General features: G+C 65.6%; 10 protein-coding genes. 4 read left to right on the top strand and 6 right to left on the bottom strand.

Features of this window, described 5'->3' with window-relative positions:
- Positions 1-59 precede the first annotated feature (59 nt).
- The 3 genes from AB2N08_RS01245 to AB2N08_RS01235 are packed head-to-tail and all read left to right on the top strand — an operon-like array spanning position 60 to position 5139.
- A complete protein-coding gene (locus AB2N08_RS01245) occupies positions 60-2264 on the top strand; it encodes a beta-glucosidase family protein (RefSeq protein WP_367608810.1) in 2205 nt (734 codons plus the stop codon).
- Positions 2265-2277: 13 nt separating this feature from the next.
- Positions 2278-3516, top strand: coding sequence for a helix-turn-helix domain-containing protein (locus tag AB2N08_RS01240; protein WP_367608809.1), 1239 nt, complete (start codon positions 2278-2280; stop codon positions 3514-3516).
- A 57-nt stretch (positions 3517-3573) separates the two neighbouring features.
- Positions 3574-5139 (top strand): GH39 family glycosyl hydrolase, encoded by a 1566-nt coding sequence (locus tag AB2N08_RS01235; protein ID WP_367608808.1) that lies wholly within the window; start codon positions 3574-3576, stop codon positions 5137-5139.
- Here AB2N08_RS01235 and AB2N08_RS01230 read toward each other — a convergent pair.
- The 6 genes from AB2N08_RS01230 to AB2N08_RS01205 form a co-directional block, all read right to left on the bottom strand.
- A complete protein-coding gene (locus AB2N08_RS01230) occupies positions 5136-8066 on the bottom strand; it encodes a PAS domain-containing protein (protein WP_367608807.1) in 2931 nt (976 codons plus the stop codon). The two genes, AB2N08_RS01235 and AB2N08_RS01230, sit on opposite strands and share 4 nt — an antisense overlap.
- Positions 8067-8267: 201 nt before the next feature.
- The gene (locus tag AB2N08_RS01225) at positions 8268-9362 is read right to left on the bottom strand and encodes an SGNH/GDSL hydrolase family protein (RefSeq protein ID WP_367608806.1); all 1095 of its coding nucleotides are present in this window, start codon (positions 9360-9362) and stop codon (positions 8268-8270) included.
- A 61-nt stretch (positions 9363-9423) separates the two neighbouring features.
- Positions 9424-12294, bottom strand: a complete 2871-nt coding sequence (locus AB2N08_RS01220) for a glycoside hydrolase family 31 protein (RefSeq protein WP_367608805.1) — start codon at positions 12292-12294, stop codon at positions 9424-9426.
- 65 nt (positions 12295-12359) lie between these two features.
- Complete coding sequence (locus AB2N08_RS01215) at positions 12360-14039, bottom strand: GH35 family beta-galactosidase (protein ID WP_367608804.1); 1680 nt, start codon at positions 14037-14039, stop codon at positions 12360-12362.
- A gap of 45 nt (positions 14040-14084) precedes the next feature.
- Positions 14085-16376, bottom strand: a complete 2292-nt coding sequence (locus AB2N08_RS01210; RefSeq protein ID WP_367608803.1) for a glycoside hydrolase family 95 protein — start codon at positions 16374-16376, stop codon at positions 14085-14087.
- On the bottom strand, positions 16373-18595 hold the full coding sequence (locus AB2N08_RS01205) for an exo-alpha-sialidase (RefSeq protein WP_367608802.1): 2223 nt from the start codon (positions 18593-18595) through the stop codon (positions 16373-16375). The genes AB2N08_RS01210 and AB2N08_RS01205 overlap by 4 nt, the downstream gene beginning before the upstream one ends.
- A gap of 227 nt (positions 18596-18822) precedes the next feature.
- Between AB2N08_RS01205 and AB2N08_RS01200 the strand changes: the two genes are divergently transcribed.
- On the top strand, positions 18823-20403 hold the full coding sequence (locus tag AB2N08_RS01200) for an aldehyde dehydrogenase (NADP(+)) (protein ID WP_367608801.1): 1581 nt from the start codon (positions 18823-18825) through the stop codon (positions 20401-20403).
- The last annotated feature ends 86 nt before the right edge of the window (positions 20404-20489 follow it).

Genomic DNA, 20489 nt, shown 5'->3' with positions numbered 1-20489 from the left:
AGATGCACGCACGCATGTACGTTCAACACCATAATAAAGACACACAAGGAGACACACGTATGCACCCAGCTTTGCCCTTCGGCCGCTCGGCCATCGCCCTCGCCGCTGCCCTCGTTTTCGGTTCAGCCCATGCCGCGCCGGACGCCGCGCAGGATGCAGCGCAGGAACGCGCCGCCAAACTGGTGAGCCAGATGACGCTCGACGAAAAGATCGGCATGGTGTTCGGCTATTTCGGCACCGAGTTCCAGGGCAAGCAGGCGCCAAAGGACGCCCTGCCCCAGTCGGCCGGTTTCATCAAGGGCATCGAGCGCCTGGGCATCACGGCGCAGTGGCTGACCGACGCTGGCATCGGCGTGGCGTCGCAGCCGGGCAAGCAAACGCGCGAACGCACCTCGCTGCCATCGGGGATCGCCACGGCCGCCACCTGGAATCCGCAACTGGCATTCGATGGCGCGGCGATGATCGGCAAGGAAGCGCGGCTGTCGGGCTTCAACATCATGCTGGGCGGTAGCGTGAACCTGGCGCGCGAGCCGCGCAATGGCCGCAACTTCGAGTACACCGGCGAAGACCCGCTGCTGGCCGGGATCATGGCCGGCGAGCAGATTCGCGGCGTGCAGTCGAACCACGTGGTTTCCACCGTCAAGCACTACGCGTACAACGACCAGGAGACGGGGCGCAACCACGTCAACGTCAAGATCAACGACGCATCCGGGCGCATGTCCGACCTGTTGGCGTTCCAGATCGCGATCGAGCGCGGCAACCCGGGCTCGGTCATGTGCTCGTACAACCGCATCAACGGCCCGTACGGCTGCGAGAACGACCATCTGCTTAACAAGGTGCTCAAGGGCGACTGGGACTACAAGGGCTATGTGATGTCCGACTGGGGCGCGGTCCACTCGACGATTCCGGCGGCGCTCGCGGGCCTGGACCAGCAATCGGGTTACCCGTTCGACAAATCGCCCTACTTCGACGGCGCATTGAAAGAGGCCGTGGAAAACGGCCACGTGCCGCAGGCGCGCCTGGACGATATGGTCAAACGCATCCTGTGGGCGATGGGCGCGCACGGCGTGCTCGATAACCCAGTCAAGGTGCAACCCAACCAGATCGACTACGCCGCGCACGGCAAGATCTCGCAGCGCGACGCCGAAGAAGCGATCGTGCTGCTCAAGAACACGGGCAACGTGCTGCCGCTGGCGAAGGACATCAAGCGCATCGCCATCATCGGCGGCCACGCCAACAAGGGCGTGCTGTCGGGCGGCGGTTCGGCCCAGGTCTATCCGCGCGGCGGCATGGCGGTGCCGAACGAAGGCCCGGCCGCATGGCCCGGCCCGATGGTCTACCTGCCAGGCTCGCCGATGAAGGCGCTGGCCGCGCGCACGCAGGCCAAGCTCACCTGGCACGATGGCAAGGATGCGGCAGCGGCGGCAAAAGTGGCGGCCAATGCCGACGTGGTGCTGGTGTTCGCGACGCAGTGGACGTCCGAAGCGGCCGACGTGGCGACGCTGTCGCTGCCGAACCGGCAGGACGCGCTGATCGCGGCGGTGGCCAAGGCCAATGCCCGCACCGTGGTCGTGCTGCAAACCGGTACGCCGGTGACGATGCCATGGGTGAACGACGTCGCGGGCGTGGTCGAGGCATGGTATCCGGGCACGAACGGGGCCGAGGCGATTGCCCGCGTGCTCACCGGCGAAGTCGACGCGTCGGGCCGCCTGCCGCAGACGTTCCCAATGTCGGAGAACCAGCTGCCGCGCCCAAAAATCGACGGCATCGACCTGCCGAAGGACACGCGCTTTGACGTCGACTACGACATCGAGGGCGCCGCCGTCGGCTACAAGTGGTTTGACCTGAAAGGCCACAAGCCGCTGTTCGCGTTCGGGCACGGCCTGTCGTACACGAGTTTCAACTACACCAACCTGAAGGCCGATGCCACGAACGGCAGCATCCGCGTGACCTTCAATGTGGCCAACAGCGGCGCGCGCGCCGGCAAGGCCGTGCCGCAGGTGTACGTGTCGAAGGTCGGCGCCGGGTGGGAAGCGCCCAAGCGCCTCGGCGGCTGGGACAAGCTGGTGCTGGATGCCGGCGCGAGCCGCGCCAGCGAAGTGACGATCGATCCGCGCACGCTGGCGGTGTTCGATGGCGCCAGCAACCGCTGGAAGATCGCTGCCGGCGAATACCGCGTGATCCTGGCCACGGCAGCCGATGCGCCGGTATCGACGGTGACGGTGCGCCTGCCGGCGCGCGAGTTCGCCGCCGGGGCGCGCTGATCACGAACGAGCCATGCACACGCTCAAGCGGCATGCGCTGCTCGCGTTCATCGCGCTGCTGTGTGCCAGCGTGGTGTCAGGGGTCGCCAGCTACCGCAGCAGCGTGCTCGATGCGCCGCTGCTGCCGGCCCCTGGCCTGGATGCGCCCTGGCGCATCCGCGCGGTAGCCGACGCCTCGCCTGGCGGCCGGTCCGCCGTGCGGCTGCAGGACGACGGCCGGCGCCTGCGCATCGACCTGCACGTTGCCGGCGCCGCGGCGAACCCGTATGCGCAAGCGAACCTGTTCTTTGTCGACCGCACCGGCCAGCGGGTACACGCCGACCTGGCGCGTTACAGTTCGGTGTCGTTCGTTGCCACCTGCGCGCCCGCCAACACGCTCTCACTGGTCGCGCCGACGTTCGAACCGGGTGTCTCCCGCCGTGGCGATCTGCTGACCTACCGCTCGCCGTCGAGCTTTTTCTCGTGCAGCGAAGCCGGCACACGCGTGCAACTGGACCTGACGCGCATGGAGACGCCGCAGTGGTGGTTCGCGATGTTCGGGCTTGACCTGTCGCGCCAGTCGTACCGCCTCGACCAGGTTGCCAAGCTGGCATTCGGCAGCACCTTCCAGAGTCCGCGCGACATCGACATGGCGCTCGACATCAGCGCCCTGCAGCTGCACGGACGCGACCCACAACCGCTGGTGCTGTGCGGCGCGTTGCTGTTGCTGGCATGGGGCGGGTTTGGCTGGTGGTTCTTCCGCAGCCACGCGCGCGCACTGGTCGCCGACCTGCACGACAAACTACAGAAAGACTTACCGATCGTGGCCTACCAGCAGCTCTCGCTCGAACCGCACCGCGACCGTGAAAAATCCGCCATCCTGCACGCCATCGCCAGCCGCTTCGCCGACGCGGACCTGGAACTGGAAGGGGTGGCGCACAGCGCCGGTGTCAATCGCAACAAGGTCAACGACGTGCTCAAGGCCGAACTGGGTTTTACCTTTACCGGTTACCTGAACAAGCTGCGCCTCACAGAAGCGGCGCGCCTGCTGGCCGAACGCGATGCGGCGACCATCTCGGAAATCGCGTACACGGTTGGCTACAACAACGTCTCGTACTTCAACAAGCTGTTCAAGCTCGAATACGGCTGCACGCCGAAGGCCTTCCGCGCTGCGCTGGGCGCGCCGACCGAGCCGCCGACTCCTGCAACTTCTGCCACGATCGCTTCAACTATCCGCATGGCGCGTGAATCGCCGCGCCAGGCTTCTGGCTGAACCCTGTGGCGCGTCGTATGCTGGCTTTTCACTTTGCCCACGTCCAGAGAGAAGACCATGAAGCACACGATTACCCAGGCCGCGCTGGCGGCGCTGATTGCCATCCCGCTGGCCCTGAACGCGCAGGAACGCGTGATTGATGTCGATGTCACGCAAGTCAAGGGCCCGCTCGATCGCATGTTCAACCTGTCGGTCGGGGCCGGGCGCGCCAACGAGGGCTTGCGCGCAGACTGGCAACAGCAATTGGCCGAACTGCGCAAGGACACCGGCTTTCGCTACATCCGCATGCATGGCTTGCTGAGCGACGACATGGGCGTCTTCAGGATCGACCCGCAGGGCCAGGAACAATACAACTTCCAGTACATCGACGCGCTGTTCGACTACCTGCTCGGCATCGGCATCAAGCCATTCGTCGAACTGGGCTTCATGCCGTCGGCGATGGCCAGCGGTACCAAGACCATCTTCTGGTGGCGCGGTAACGTCACGCCGCCGCGCGACTACGAGCAATGGGGCCGCCTGGTCAAGGCGCTTACCCGGCACTGGACCGAGCGCTATGGCAAGGCCGAAGTGGCCAGCTGGTACTTCGAAGTCTGGAACGAGCCGAACCTGGACGGCTTCTGGGCCGGCACGCAGGACGAGTATTTCAAGCTGTACGCGCACGCGGCGCGCGCCGTCAAGAGCGTCGATGCGTCGTACCGCGTGGGCGGTCCGGCCACCGCCGGCGCGGCGTGGATCCCCGAGATGATCAACTACGCCAGCAAGAACCGCGTGCCCCTTGACTTCGTCAGCACCCACTCGTACGGCGTGAACCAGGGCTTCCTCGACGAATTCGGCACCACCGGCACCGTGCTGAGCAAGGACGAGATGGCGGTGGCGGGCGACGTGCTCAGGAACCGCAAGGAGATCGCGGCATCAGGCATGCCCAAGCTCGAGCTGCACTACACCGAATGGAGTTCGTCGTACACCCCGGCCGACCCCACCCACGACAGCTACCACCAGGCCGCGTACATCCTGAAAAAGCTCAAGCAGAGCAGCGGCGCCGTGCAGTCGATGTCGTACTGGGTATTTACCGACATCTTTGAAGAACCAGGCCCGCGCTTCGAGGCGTTCCACGGCGGATTCGGCCTGATGAACACGCAAGGGATCAAGAAGCCGGCCTACTTCGCGTACCAGTTCCTCAATCAGCTCGGCGCGCATGAACTGGACAACGCCGACCAGGACTCGATGGCGGCGCGCGACGACAAGGGCAATGCGCAGGTGCTGCTGTGGGATGTGACGTACACGCTGCCGGACGGCGTGAATAACCAGCAGTACTTCATCCAGGACCTGCCGCCCAGGGCCAAGGGTTCGGTCAAGGTGGCCGTGCGCGGCTTGACACCGGGCGCGTACACGATGACGGTGTCGCAGGTCGGGTACAAGCAGAACGATGCGTTCACGGCGTATATCGGCATGGGGTCACCGAAGCAGTTGACGCGCCCGCAAGTCGCCACATTGAAAGCGACCGCCACCGGAAAACCGTCGCGCCGTCAATCAGTGACGGTCGGTCGCGATGGCGTCTTCAGCACCGCATTGCCGATGCGGGAAAACGACGTCTACCTGCTGCAACTGGACGCGGCGCGCTAGTGCTCCCCCTTCCCCGGCACCCCGAGCCCAAGCTCGGTGCGGCGGGCTTCGAGCCGCTCCATGACGCGCGCAGCGAGCAGGCGCAGCGCGTCGAGCTGATTGACAGTGAGCTTGCGCGGTTCGGTATCAATCACGCACAGCGTGCCCAGTGCCTGTCCGGTCGACGTCACCAGCGGCGCGCCGGCATAGAAACGGATGCCAGGGTCACCGGTCACCAGCGGATTGTCCACGAAGCGCGCATCGAGCGTCGCGTCGACAATCTGCATGATTTGCTCGGGGTGCTCGATCGCGTGGGTGCAGAACGCGTGCTCGCGCGGGGTTTCACGGGCCTGCAGGCCGACGCGCGCCTTGAACCATTGACGTTTGTCGTCGACCAGCGAGACCAGCGCGATCGGCGTCTGGCAGAACACGCTGGCCAGGTGCGTCAGCTCGTCATAGGCCACTTCTTCTTCGGTATCCATGACGCGCAGTGCCGCCAGTTCGGCGAGCCGTATGCGCTCGACCTGCTCGTCCGGCTCGCGCGACGGCTGGCCGAACGCAGTTTCAACCAGGCTCTTGGCCTTCGTCGAACTGGTCTTGGCAACGCCCGCCGCGCGATCGCGGCGGCGCACGGCGTCATGCAGAACGCGCGCGAGGTCGTCCAGGGCATAGGGTTTGGGCAGCAGCAGGAAGCCGTGGTCCGATTCCTGCGCCAGCACGTGGCTGTAGCCACTGGTGAGCACCACCGGGATGTCGATCCCCAGGCGCGTCAGTGCGCGCCCCAGATCGATACCGGTCATGCCCGGCAGGACGACGTCGGAGAACACGGCGGCATACGGTTCGGGTTCATCGCGCAGCAACGCCAGCGCGCGCTCGGCATTTGTGACGACGGTCGTTGCGTAGCCCAGTTCGTGCAGCGTGCTCTCGACCATGGCGCTCAGTTCGGGATTGTCTTCTACCGCCAGGATGCGCAGTCCCTCGCCGCCGGGCAGCGTGTGGTGGACGCTCTGCGTGGCGCCGCCCGCAACCGGTTGCGTTACGCAGGGCAGATACAGCGTGAAGGTCGTCCCCGCACCGGGCGTGCTGTCGACCCGCACATCGCCGCCCGACTGGCGCGCAAAGCCGAACACCTGCGACAGCCCCAGGCCGGTGCCGTGGCCGACGCCCTTGGTCGTGAAGAACGGCTCGAAAATCTTGTCCAGGTTTTCGGGCGCGATGCCGGCGCCGGTATCGCGCAGCGACACGGCCACGAACGTACCGTCGACCGCCGGCTGCGCGCCATGCTGCGGCAGGCCGTCGACCGAGGCCACCTTCACCGACAGCGTTCCCCGCGACTGCATGGCGTCGCGCGCATTGACCGCAAGGTTGACCAGCGCCGTATCGAACTGACTCTGGTCCGCATTGACGAAACAGGCCTGATCAGGCAAATCGAGCACCACCTCGACCCCGACGCCGGTCAGGCTGCCGATCATTTCGCCGATGGCGCGCGTGCTGTGGCCGGCGTCGAACACGGCCGGCTGCAAGGCCTGCCGGCGCGCAAAGGCGAGCAGCTGGCCGGTCAGGCGGGCGCCGCGCGTAACGGCGCTGGAGATCGTGTCCATGAAGCGCTGGCGGCGCTCGTCGCCAAGCTGCACCCGGCGCAGCAGCTCGATGCTCGACTTGATCACGGCAAGGACGTTGTTGAAGTCGTGCGCCACGCCGCCGGTGAGCTGACCGATCGCTTCGAGTTTCTGCGATTGGCGCAGCGCCTCCTGGGTCTCGACCAGCGCGCGCTGCTGCACATGCCACTCGGTGACGTCCAGCGACGTCATGAACGCCCCGATCTGATGGCCGTCCTGATCGCGCAGGATCTCGAAGCGCATTTCGTAGGTGCGCTGCGCAAGCGGATCATGGCCGAACGCGTGCTGCAGACCGAACGCCTCGCCGCTCAGCGCGCGGTTCCACAGCACAAGCGCTGCCTGCAGCTGTTCGGGCTGGCCCGCCAGCACGTCGGTCAGGCGATCGCCTACCGCGACGCGGCGTTTGAAAATGCGCCAGTATTCATCGATGCTGGCCTGGTTGATCGCCAGGAAGCGGTAGTCTGCATCGACTACCTGCAAGAACAGGTTGGTGACCTGGAACACGGCGGCCAGCACATCGCGTTCGCGCGTGCGCAGAATTAACGCTTCGCGCTGCAGCTTTTCGTCGGTGATATCGCGCGCGACGCAGTAGACTTTCCCGTCCTCGGGCACGGCCACCCACGACAGCCAGCGCCAGGCCCCGCCACTGGTGCGGTAGCGATTCTCGAACCGCACGACGGCCTGCCCCCGCTCGCTCGCATCGACCCAGGCCGCCTTCGTCGCCGCGAGATCGTCGCGGTGCACGAACGCCATGAATGGCTGGCTGCACACCTGGGCTTCGCTCCAGCCCAGCACCGTCTCCCACGCCGGATTGGCCATCTCGACCACCCCATCGGCATTGATGATGCACAGCGGCTCCAGGCTGACGGCCCATGCACGGTCCTGCGCCACTGCGCGCCGGGCGCAGCGCGCTTCCAGCTGCGCGGTTCGTTCCTGCAAGGTGCTGACAGTGCGCGCATGACCGATGCGCGCCAGGGCTGCGCCCAGGCCCACGCAGACGTGATGCAGCAGCGCGCGTTCATCCGGCGTGAACGCGCCAGTGGAAAGCGCTTGTTCGATCTGCTGTGCCGATGGCTCATCTTGCCCAGGCTGGAGCAGGTCGTGGAGAACAGGGCGCAGCGCGGAAGCCTCGATCGGCAGGATCGCAGGGAGGCGACGCTGCGCCAGCTGCATCACGTCATCGCTACTGTCGAGGCCAGCAAGGCTGGAAACAAGTTCGAGTACCTGCAGCAGGCGCTCTTGTGCGTGCGCGGTGTCCACGCGCTCAGGGCCGCAACGACGAATGGCCGCGACCAATGGGCTGACCTGCGGCAGCTGGCGCGACTGCATCCTGCGATTCTGGAGACTGGAAGTTTGCCATGACACGATTGAGTTGAGAAACCGGCGATGCGGCGCGCATGCCTGCCTGCACCCATCAACGGTGGTCATATTAGCATGATGGGCCTGCCGCCATGGCACGCTTGAACCTTAGTTCGCGGCAACTAATCGGCCATCTACCGGTCGGTTGCATGCGATGGATGCGCTACAACCTCATTCGACCCGCGCCCATCCCATCTTTTGCCGGATGAACGCAGTCAAGCGCTCCGCATTCGCCTGATGGTGTTTCACGCGCGGATGCTGGCCATAACCGGTGAACGGGAAGAACAGCGTATCGATTCGCGCGTCGCCCGATGCGCGCAGATTGGCCACGGCCGACTTGACATAGCCCGGCCAGCTTGACCCCGCGCGCGTCGCCTCCATGCTGCCCAGCGCGCAGACGATGTACGCCTTCGGATACAGCGCCCGCACGCGCGCGACAAACGCCTGGTAGGCCGCCACGCGCTGCGCATCATTCGGTTCCGGCTGCAGCTTGTGATCGCGCCCGATCAGCCAGGAGTCATTCTGCATCAGGTTGATCACGACGACGTCCGGCGTCCAGCGCTTGAAGTCCCAGCGGCTGTCGTTGTCGCCCACGGCGTTGGACTGGTCATAAAAATCCGGCATCGTAAAAGGAAACCAGCTGATCATCACGCCAATGCCGCTCTGTGACGTGATGTGCGCCTCCGCGCCCAGCGCGCGCGCCGAGATCGCGGCATAGGACATGTAACTGTTCTTGTCCTTGGCCAGGTCGTCCCGCCCATCGTCGGGGGCTTCGTTGCCCATGCCGCTCGTGATCGAGTCGCCAAAGAATTCGATCCGGCGGCTTGGCCGTGGCGGTGGCGGCAACAGGGCCGCCTTGTCATCCAGTTCCAGCCCCTTGAACACAGTGGGGCCCTCGGCGCCTTCGGTCCGCTTGGTCACCAGAAAGCGGTGTGCGCCCGGCGCCAGGCCGTTGGCAACCACATACGCCTTGCTTCCCTTGTCGGCCTGCAGGATGACCGGCTGGCGGGCGCCGTCGATGAAGACGTTATAGAAATTCTGGCCGCGCTCGTCGTCGAGCACGATCGCCAGCGACGTGCCGGTGAAACGGCCGGCGATCTGCGTGCCCGCCCAGCTCAGGATCGGCGCGGTCTTGTCACGGTCATCGATGCGGCCCGTGTATTGCAGGTAGTCGTGGTCGGGCGCGATGCGGTTGACCGCCGACGCCGGGACCAGGTGAAGCAGGCCGACAACGGCCAGCGTGAGCAGGTGGGCAAGCTTTTTCATGGAATCCTCAATGGAAAAGGCCGGGTGCATGCACCCGGCCCGGTTCGAACCAGTATTGCCCTTACAGCTTGATGGTCACCGCCTTGCCGTCATACGACACCGACTTGTCGGCCGCGTCCAGATTGTCCGCCGTCGACACGCCCGGCTTGATCAGGCGCACCTTGAACTCGCGCTTCATCGGCATGCCCTTGTACTGGCCGGCGCGCTCGCCGATCTGCACGACGCCCGTCTTGTCGTCGTACGCGATCGGGATGCGGCTGGCTTCACCGCGCTGGTAGGCATTGGTCACGCCGTCATCCTCATACAGCGTGGCCACGCCATTGGCGCCGGCATAGACGAACAGCGTCACCGGCGCATCCGGCTTCTCATCGACGTACTGCGTCACCGGGCCAGCCGTGATGACCGAACCCGCCTTGACGAACAGCGGCATGCGTTCGCGCGGCGCCTGCACGGTGCGCGAGGCGCCGCCCTTGAACCGTTCGCCGGTATGGAAGTCATACCAGTCGGCGCCTGCAGGCAGGTACACCTGGCGCGACGTTGCCTTGTACTCGTACACCGGCGCCACCAGGAACGATGGACCGAACATGTACTGGTCCTTGATGTTCTTGACCTTCTCGTCGTGCGGGAAGTCCATCACCAGGCCGCGCATCATCGTGCCGGACGCGTAGTGGGTGTCGGCCGCCATCGTGTAAATGTACGGCATCAGGCGGTAGCGCAGCTTCAGGTACCACACCATATTGTCGCGCATGGCGTCGTCGCCATTGGCGATATTGTAGATCTCGCGCTTGACGACTTCGCCGTGCGAACGGAACAGCGGCGTGAAGGCGCCGAACTGGAACCAGCGCTGGTTCAGCTCACGCCATTCCTTCATGTCTTCCGGATTCGCATCGGCGCGCGAGGTGACGCGATTTTCCTGGGCCGACCCCACGTCGCCCGTCTGGTAGCGCACTTCCTGGGCATAGCCGCCGATATCGTGGGTCCAGTTCGGGACGCCCGACATCGACATATTCGTGCCCGACGCAATCTGGTCGTACAGATTGTTCCAGCGCCCGACCGTATCGCCACTCCATACCGCCACCGAGTGCCGCTGGATGCCGGCGAAGCCCGAGCGCGACAGGATGAACTGACGCTTGTCCGGCTGGTCGCGCGCCAGTCCATCGGCCATCGCGCCCGTGCTGACCAGGCTGTAGGGGTTGAACGTGATTTCGCCGGCGCCGTAGACGGTCGGGCCAATCAGCTCCTTGAAGTCTTCCAGGCGGCTGTTCGACAAGACGTCAGGTTCGGTATTGTCCATCCACCAGGCGTCAAAGCCCAGGTCGACGAGCTTCGTCTTCATCTGGCGATAGTAGATATCGCGCGCTTCCTTGGTGTACGGATCGTAGTGGCTGTTCAGGTAACCCTTGCCGACCCAGTCGCGCGAGCCATTCTCGACGTTCTTGGTCCACATGAAGCCCTTGGACTCGAACTCCTTGTAGTTGTCGGTGTTGGCGTAGAACTTGCCCCACACGGACAGCATGATGCGCGCGTTCTGCTTGTGCACCGCGTCGACCATGCCTTTCGGATCCGGGAAGCGGGTCTTGTCGAAGTCGTGCGAACCCCAGCCGTCTTCGGGCCAGTAGAACCAGTCCTGCACGATGTTATCGAGCGGCCAGCCGCGCTTGCGGTATTCGCTCACCGTGTCGAGCAACTGCTGCTGCGTTTCGTAGCGCTGGCGCGATTGCCAGAAGCCGTACGACCATTTCGGCATCATCGGCTGCTGGCCCGTCAGGTGGCGGTAGCCGGCGATGGCGCGGTCCATGTTCTCGCCGCTGATGACGTAGTAGTTGATCCCTTCGGCGATTTCGGACGACAGCGTCAGCGAATGGCGCTCGGGGGACGGCAGCGGATTGTTGTGGGTGATCGCGACCATGCCGCCCGACGGCTTCCATTCGAGGTGCAGCTTGACCGGCTTGTTCTTCGCGAACTTGACCTCGAAGTTGTGGTACCACGGGTTCCAGCCCATGCGCCACACGTCCATGACTTCCTTGCCGTCGACCGTCAGCTTGGCGTAGTCCGACGAGTACAGCTGCATCTTGTGCACGCCCGGCTTGTCGCTGCTCATGGTGCCTTCCCAGACCACGCGCACGTCTTTCAGCTCCTTGTGCGGGCCGAGTTCTTTCGGCCAGTTGTCGTCGAGGTCTTTCAGGTACTGGTAATCGATGTCTTTCTCTTGCCGCGTGAGCGCCAGCTTGCCGCCGATGTAGTAGCGCGCCGTCAGGCCTTCGCTCTTGCCATCCGCGCCGCGCAGCACCAGGTCGCGCGACATATGGTCGTACGGCGTCTGGTCGCCAAAGCGCGAGATCGAGTTGTTGTCCCACAGGACGCCATAGCCCTTGTCGGACACGACGAACGGCACCGCGGCGATCATATTATGCTGCTGCAGCAGCACGTCTTCCCCGTTGTAGTTCATCTGGTTGTTCTGGTGCTGGCCCAGGCCGTAGTACGCATCCTTCGTGCCGTGGTTGAAGCCCTGCTTGATCGCCACGAAAGGCTTGCCGCCCACGGTGACGGGCGTCATCGACTCGGACGCCTGCGCCAGGAAGCGCTTGCCGGCGGCGTCGAAAAAGGCGACCTGGCCGTCCTTCAGCGACACGGTGGCGGCGATCTTGCCGGCCTTGAGCTGGACCGAGTCCTTGCCTGGCGTGACGGTGAAGGCGCAGCTGCTCGCGCACGGCTTGGCGACGGTCATCAAGGACGGCGTCAGGGTCTTGTCGGCCTGGTCGAGCTTGACCACCTGGACGATGTTGTCGCTCATGAGGTTCAGCCGCACCACCTTGGCGCCGCTGTCCGGCCGCACTTCGATGCCGGTGGCCGTTTGCTGGAAGGTGCCGGCATCGGCCCCGAGGCTTGCAACCAAGGTCAGCGCTGCGGCCGCCACTTGTGTCATACGCATTTGTCGATCTCCTGTTGTGTTCTGCGCTGCCGGTCCCGATGACCGGCGCGTTACTCTTGTTCTGCTTACTCTTGATAGGTGCCCAGCCTGACCTTGAGGACGGTCGGCGTGGCCGGCAGGTTCAGGCCATAGTCGGTCTGGTCGCCATTCCAGTTGCGCTCCATGACCCATTTGCCGCTGGCGTCGAAGCGCCCTTCTTCCACGCGCGCAAGCATCGACGGCTTGCCGTCGTTGGCGCCGCTGCCGGACAGCTTCACACGCGCCTGCTGGCCAACGATGACGAATTCGTTGTCGCCGATCTGCGCGAACGCGACGCCGCCGCTTGGCTGCTCGGTGCCCGACTGGTACTCGTTCTTGTCCTTGAGGTACTGGCGCTCGCCGAACTGGAATTCGCGGAACTCGACGTTCGCCTTCCAGCCTTTCATCGCCACCGTCTGCGCAGCGCGGTCGTCGCCCTCGGCCACGCCGTAGGTCCGGCCTTCGAGCGCCCAGCGCGCCCACTGACGCGCCATCGGCGCGAACACGCCGTACACCTTCGCGAATGGCTCGACCATCCGTTTATCGGTGTGTTTGGCGCCCAGCGGGTAGTTGCTGTACTCGGCGTAATCGAGACCGAATGGCGCGACGCCGATCGCGCCCATGCCGAACGCCTGGTACACGTAGCGCGCATACGCCGGCGCATTGCCCATCTCGGGAATCATCAGCGCGTTGTCGGGCCGTTGGAACGATTTAAGGATCGCCGTCACCTTGTTCGACTCGGGCATGTAGATGTCGGGTGCGGCGAAATCGATGTGAGGCGCCGCAGCTTTATAGATATCGAGCACGTCGTACGTCGGGCCGCCGCTGGCGAAGTTGCCCTTCCACGGCGTCGCCGGCTCATCCGCCAGCGCCGGTTCGCGCAGCGCGTTGTTGACAAACATCGGCAGGTCGTAGACGGCGCGGCCGGCCTTGGCGATCGACTCGATGTAGCTGGCGATCGCCCACGAATGGAAGTACTGGTCGGCGTAGTCGCCATACACCTGCGTCCAGGTGCCGCTCTTCACGCCCGGTACCTTCGGCGCCTGGCGCGCCACGACGGCCGCCGGCACCGGCTGCTCGAACGCGGCTTGTGCGCGCTGGCCGTAGTCGCGTGCAAAACCATACGTGCCCACCTCGTTCTCGACCTGCACCATGATCACCGTGCGCTGCGCGCTGTCGATCTTCTTGATGTGCTCCATCATGCGCACGAATGCGCGCCGGTCCAGCCTGAGCGTCTCTTCGGCAAACGGCGAGTGGCTGTAGACGGTCTTGCCGTCTTTATCCTTCATGCGCGGAAAGCGCTGGTTGTCGAACTTGACCCATTCAGGCAGGTAGCCGGGGCCCGTATTTTTCCAGGTGCCGAACCAGACGATCACGAGACGGATATTGTTCTCGCGCGCGCCCTTCACCAACGCGTCGAGGAAGCTGAAATCGAAGCTGCCTTCCTTAGGCTCGATCTGTTCCCATGCGATCGGCATCTCGAGCGTGTTGGCCCTGGCGTCCTTGAGCGCGGCCCACACCTTCGGCAAGGCGGCCGGATAGTTGCTGGAGTTGTGGGCCTGGCCCGCCAGCATCAAGAACGGCGCGCCATCGACGATCAGGGCGTGGCGGCCATCCTTGGTTTCCAGGCGTGGCAGCTCGGACGCGGCCAGCGCGCTGTGGGCCATCAAGGCCATGCACAGCGGCGCGGCATACCGCAGGCGGCGGGCAATCTGGTTCAGGGTCATGCGGGTTGTCTCCTTCGTGGTGTCGTTTTTTCTATCTGGTTTTTTTCACTTGAACAGCGAGGCGGATACCGTGCGGCTCTGCCCTTTCTTGAGTTCGACCTCGGTCACCCAGGCGCCATAGCGCAGCTTGACCTTGCCGTCCACTGACGGCGCGCGGACGGTGACGTTCTTGAGCAGGCCCTTGCGCCAGACGATGTCGACCTCGAAGCCGCCGCGTGCGCGCAGTCCCTTGACCGAGCCGGTGGCCCAGGCCTTGGGCAGCGCAGGCAAGACCTGGATCTCGTCGGCGTGCGACTGCACCAGCATCTCGGCGACAGCGGCCGTCGCGCCGAAATTGCCGTCGATCTGGAATGGCGGATGCGCGTCGAGCATGTTCGGATAGGTGCCGCCGGCGTTGTTATGCTCCGAGAAGATGCCGCCCTGTTCGGACGCGCGCGCGCCCGGCGCGGCCAATACGCCGCGCAGCATGCGGTAGGCGCGCTCGCCGTCGTGCAGGCGGGCCCAGAACGCCATCTTCCAGGCCATCGACCAGCCGGTGCCGGCGTCGCCCCGCGCTTCCAGCGTGCGTTTGGCGGCCGCCGCCAGCTCGGGCGTCTTCACGGGCCCGATCTGGCGCCCCGGGAACAGCGCGAACAGGTGCGAGACGTGACGGTGCGTGTCGCTGGGCGTGTCGAGGATCGGGTCATGCTTTTCGTCGAGCCACTCGAGCAACTGGCCCCAGCTGCCGATGCGCGGGCCGGCCAGGCGGTCGCGCATATTGGTCAACTCGGCGCGCCATTCGGGATCCATCTTCAGGATGCCGGCCGCCTCGATCGTGTTGTTAAACAGGTCCCACACGATTTGCTGGTCATACGCGATGCCGTCTTCGACCGGGCCGTGCTCGGGCGACCAGCCCTGCGGGGCCACCAGGCGACCGTCCGGCAGCACCTTCAAATAGTCCTGCCAGAACAAGGCCGCTTCCTTCATCATCGGATAGGCGTTCTCGCGCAGGAAGCGCTCGTCGCGGGTGAATGCGTAGTGCTCCCAGAAGTGCTGGGCGTACCAGGCGTTGCCGGTCTTGTTCCACAGGTAGCCCATCGCGCCGAACGGATTCGATTCGGTGCGCAGCGTCCAGCCGCGGATCGGCGCGCCGTCCTTGCCCTTGAACTCCTGCGCCGTCTGCTGGCGCCATACCGGCGCCAGGCCGTTCACGAAACCGAAGAACGGTTCGGCCAGCTCGCTCAGGTTGGCCACCTCGGCCGGCCAGTAATTCATCTGGATGTTGATGTTGGTGTGGTAGTCCGAGTTCCACGGCGGCGCGTAGCTGTTGTTCCACAGGCCTTGCAGATTGGCCGGTAGCGAGCCGCGCGAGCTGGCGGTGAGCAGGTAGCGGCCGTACTGGAAGTACTGGGCTTCGAGTTCCGGGTCGCCCCCTTCCTTCGTGTAGGCGAGCAGGCGCGCATCGGTCGGCAGCGCGCGGCGCTCGGCAAGCGTGGGGCCCAGGTCGATCTCGACCCGCTTGAGCAGGCTGCCCAGGTCGCGCTCATGCTCGCTGCGCAGCTCGTCGACCGGCCGCGCGGCGGCGGTGCTCACTTGCTGGGTGACGCGTGCGAGCGGATGCCCGCCCTCGAAAGCGCGCGCCGCATCGAGCACGAAGCTGGTGCCGGCGCCGAGCACCAGCGTCACCGAATTGGCGTTCGTGAAGCCGATCCCCTTGCCGTCGACCGCCAGCTTGCCACCGTCATGCAGCACCTGCACCTGGCTGGCGTAACTCATCACATTGGTGCTGGGGGTCTGGTCCGGCAGCACAAAGCCGGCCAGTGTGCCCGATGCATACAGGCGGTTGCCCGTGACAGCCAGATGGGCGCCGTGGCGGTCCGTCAGCGCGACGCTGCCCGTGTAGCGGCCCGGCTTGTCGGCAGAAAGACGCAGCACGATCACCTGCGCCGGATGGCTGGCCCAGGCTTCGCGCTTGTAGTTCACGCCATTGTGGGTGTAGGTGACAGTGTGCACGCCGCGCACCAGGTCGAGCGTGCGGCGGTAGTTGGTGGCCCCCGCAGCGTGGGCCGGCAGGTCGACCAGCAGGTCGCCGAACGGCTGGAAGGCGCCCATCGTCCTGTCGTCGCCAGTCCAGAGCGTGATGTCATTGAATTGCAGATGCTCGCGGCCCGGCTGGCCGAAGACCATGGCGCCGATGCGGCCATTGCCGATCGGGAGCGCTTCTTTTTCCCAGCCGGTGTCATTGTCTTGTGCAGGAGTGTCGTAGCGCAGCACGAGGTCGGGGGTGGCCAGCGCGGCGCCGGCACAGACCAGGGTAGCGGCGGCAAGCGCCATGCGAAGCGTGTGATGTAGATTCATTGGGTAACAGGCCTTCCATGCACGATGCCGCGTCCGGCAGTGCTCATGTAGACGACGCCGAAGCGGTTCATGTCGCCGACGATGAAGTGGCCGTCGCCAGGGCCGCCATACTGGTGCGCGTCATCGTTGATGCGCTGCCAGGTGAGGCCCGTGTCGAGCGAGCGGTAGATGCCGCGCACGCCCTTCACGCTGCCCCAGATGAACACCGTCGGATAAGTTTTGCCCTGGGCCGCCTTGCCGAAACCAACCGCGCCGCAGTAGTCGATATCGAATACCGGCTTGAAATTGGCGCCGCCATCAATCGAGCGCGCCAGGCCGCCCTGCCTGAGCGGCGCCCAGAGGTCGCCTTCGCGTTCGGGCGCTGCGCGGATCAGGCGCGAGCCGCCTGCCGGCAGGCTGGCGCGCGGCGCAAACGTGGCGCCGCTGTCGCTGCTTGCGACCAGGGCCTTGTCATCATACGCGTAGAACACGTTGCCGCGCACCGGATCGGCGACGGCGCGCATCCGGTTGCCGTTCAAACCTGCCACCGGCGTCCAGGTGGCGCCCGTGTCGCCGGACCGGAACGAGGTTGTCGAATCTTGCGGCGTGTGCACGATCGTGGCGCCGTCGCTCGAGATGGCGACCTGGCCGCGCTTGCCCTGCATCGTCGCGGTCTTGCGCCAGCTGGCGCCGCCGTCGCGGGTGACCAGCATCGCGTCGCCGACGCGGACCATGGTGCCGGGCCGGCGCGCCGCCGCATCGAGGCCGGTGGTCGTGCCGATCTCGGGCTTGTGGATGCGGCCATGGCGCGTCGGGTCGTCGTGCACGAAGCCGTCGTAGTCGCCAATCGCCGACACCAGCGGCGCGCCGGGCATGCTGACCAACCCAAGCGGCACCGTCTCTTCGAGGCCCTTGACGGTGAACGTCCAGGTGGCCGGCGCGGCATCGATGTTCGCGGTGCGAAAGACGCCATTGCCGGACGTGACCCACACTGCGCGCGGGTCGCGCGGATCGAATTCGACGGACCCGGCCCAGTGGATGGCGTGGCCTTCGAGCCACGGCACGCCGGCGGCATCGCGCTTGAAGCCCCGTGCGATGACGTCGGTCCAGGTGGCCCCCGCGTCATTCGACACCAGGATGCGGTCGCCCTTGGCGTCGCCCTGACGGATGAACGTGTTGATGGTCGAGACGACGAGCCGGCGCGGGTTGGTCGGGTCGACGCTGATCCCGGCGAACGGGCGCGTCCAGCCGGCGGGCGTGATGTCGGTCCATGCCCCGCTGGCGATCGCGTAGCGCCACACCTGGCCGCGCTGCATCGGTTCCAGGCCGCGCTTGTCCGGGTGCGGGCCGGCGCCGTCGGCATAGGCAATGTACAGATTGCCCGCGCCGTCGAATGCGGCGCGTTGCGGCATCAAGGTTGTCGGTGCGCCGGCAACCGGCTTGAAGCTTGCGCCGGCGTCGTCGCTGCGGTACAGATTGGGGCCGACGCTGCCGAAGCGCGAGACGCCGACAAAGACGCGGCGCGCGCCGCCGCCATTGACGCTGGCCGGGTCGGGCAGCACGATGTTCAGGCCGACGTCGTTCGGCGTGGTCGTTACCGGCAGCGCGGCGTTACGCTGCCAGGTTTTACCTGCATCGCTGCTGGTGAACAGGCCGTCGCGACGCGAGCCGAGGTACAGGTGCTGATTCGATCCAGGATCGACCGCGAGCCGTTCACCGTTTTGCCGGCCGAAGCCATTGCCGTGGGTTTTGAACTGGGTCGTGACATCGACGACGTCGAAGGTCTTGCCGTAGTCGGTCGAGCGCAGGATGGCGCTGCGGCCGCCGTTCAGGTAGGCGATGCCGGCCAGCAGCCAGACGTTGGCGGCGTTGTGCGGGTCGATTGCCAGCGCATCGATGCCCAGGAAGCCCGTCTGGTCTTCGCCAACCCAGTCGAGCAGCGGGTGCCAGCGGCCTTCCTTCGCGCTCCAGCGGTAGGCGCCGCCGACGTCGGTGCGGGCGTAAGCCACGTCCGGCTCGCTGCGGCTCGGGATGACGGCGGTGACGAAGCCGCCGCCACCGATAGCGACGCTGTCCCAGAGATAGACGGTATCCGTTGGCACGGGACTGGCCGGGGACGCCGGGGTGACCGAACTGGCGGTGGATGAATTCGTGGCCGTGGCCGTGGCGGCGGCTGCGACGACGATGGCCGCAACCGCGCCCACGAACACGCCGAGCTGGCGCGCGTACGTGGAAGGCATACTGTCTCCTGATTGTTTTTATCTGCCGCGCTTTGTGCACATCCATGTGCAGCGCTTATTAGCTTGCTGCAAACCATGCTAAACAATACAGACGGCGCTGGCAAGCAGAATGTTCGCGCTAACAAACAATTTACAGGATACGCGGAGAGATTCTTCCTGCGTTCTGCACGGAGCCATGATTGCGTATAACATTGTCGACCTAGACCAATTCCAAACCAGGAGATAGCATGAACATCAGCGGTGAAATGATCATTGGCCAGCGCATCGTGCGCGGCGCAGCCGGCACTGTCCGCGCCTGCAACCCGACCACGAAGCAGGATATCGAGCCCGAATTCGGCCTGGCGACAGCCGACGACCTGGCCAGCGCCTGCGCCCTGGCCGACGCCGCCGTCGAGCCGTACCGCGCGCTGAGCCTCGAAGAACGCGCCAACTTTCTCGAGACGATCGCCCAGCGCATCCTCGACCTGGGCCCGGCGCTGATCGAGCGCGCCAGCCAGGAAAGCGGCTTGCCGACGGCGCGCCTCGAAGGCGAACGCGGTCGCACGGTGGGTCAACTGCGCCTGTTCGCCAAGGTCGTGCGGGACGGCCTGTTCCTGGAAGCGACGCTCGACTCGGCCCTGCCCCAGCGCACGCCGCCACGCGCCGATCTGCGCATGCGAAAAATCCCGGTGGGCGCAGTCGCCGTGTTCGGCGCCAGTAACTTCCCGCTTGCTTTCTCGGTGGCCGGCGGCGACACCGCCTCGGCGCTGGCGGCCGGCTGCCCGGTCGTCGTCAAGGCGCACAATGCGCACCTTGGCACGTCAGAACTCGTGGGCAAGGCGGTCTTGCAGGCGGCGCTCGACTGCGGCATGCCCGAAGGCGTGTTCTCGCTGCTGATCGGCGAAGGCAACCAGGTCGGCGGCGACCTGGTGAGCCACCCGGCGATTCGCGCAGTCGGCTTCACCGGCTCGCGCGCCGGCGGCCTGGCGCTGGCGCAAATCGCCAGCCGCCGCAAGGAACCTATTCCCGTGTACGCCGAAATGAGCAGCATCAACCCGGTCTACCTTCTGCCGGGCGCCCTGGCCGCCGGCGGCGCCACGCTTGCCGGCGCCTTCGTCGATTCACTGACCATGGGCGTGGGCCAGTTCTGCACCAACCCGGGCCTGGTGATCGCGCAGGCCGGGCCGCAGCTCGACGCCTTCCGCAGCGCAGCGACGGCAGCGCTGCAACTCAAGCCGGCCGGCACGATGCTCACGGCAGGCATCCATGACGCTTATTCGAAGGCCGTGGGCCTGCGCGCCGGCATTGCTGGCGTCACGCTCGTCGCCCATGGCAGCAGCGAAGGCGCGGGCTGCGCGGCGAAAGCGGCGCTGTACGAGTGCGACGCCGCCACGTTCCTGGCCAATCCGGCGCTGGAAGAAGAAATCTTCGGCCCGGTGTCGCTCTTGATCGCCTGCCGCGACGAGGCAGAGATACTGGCCGTGACGCGCCACCTGGAAGGCCAGCTGACGGCCACCGTGCATGCGGTCGCGAGCGACCATGCGCTGGCCGGCGCCCTGCTGACGCTGCTCGAACGTAAAGTGGGCCGCATCCTGTTCAATGGCTTTCCGACCGGTGTCGAGGTGTCGCATGCGATGGTGCATGGCGGGCCGTTCCCGGCCACGACCGATCCGCGCAGCACATCGGTGGGCGCGACCGCGATCGAGCGCTTCCTGCGCCCGGTGTGCTACCAGGATGTACCGGCCGGCCTGCTGCCGGATGCGCTCAAGGATGGCAATCCATTGCGGATCGCGCGCCTTGTCGATGGTGAAATGACGCTGCCGGCATAAGGGCAGCGCAGTCAGTAGACAGACCGGGGTCGAACGCAGGTTCGACCCCTTTTTATACGGCGCTGTCAACGTTAAATAGGGGCCAG

It is taken from the genome of Massilia aurea (assembly GCF_040790145.1).
GTDB classification, from domain to species: Bacteria; Pseudomonadota; Gammaproteobacteria; order Burkholderiales; family Burkholderiaceae_D; genus Telluria; species Telluria aurea_C.
This window is presented reverse-complemented; position numbering and strand designations above follow the sequence as displayed.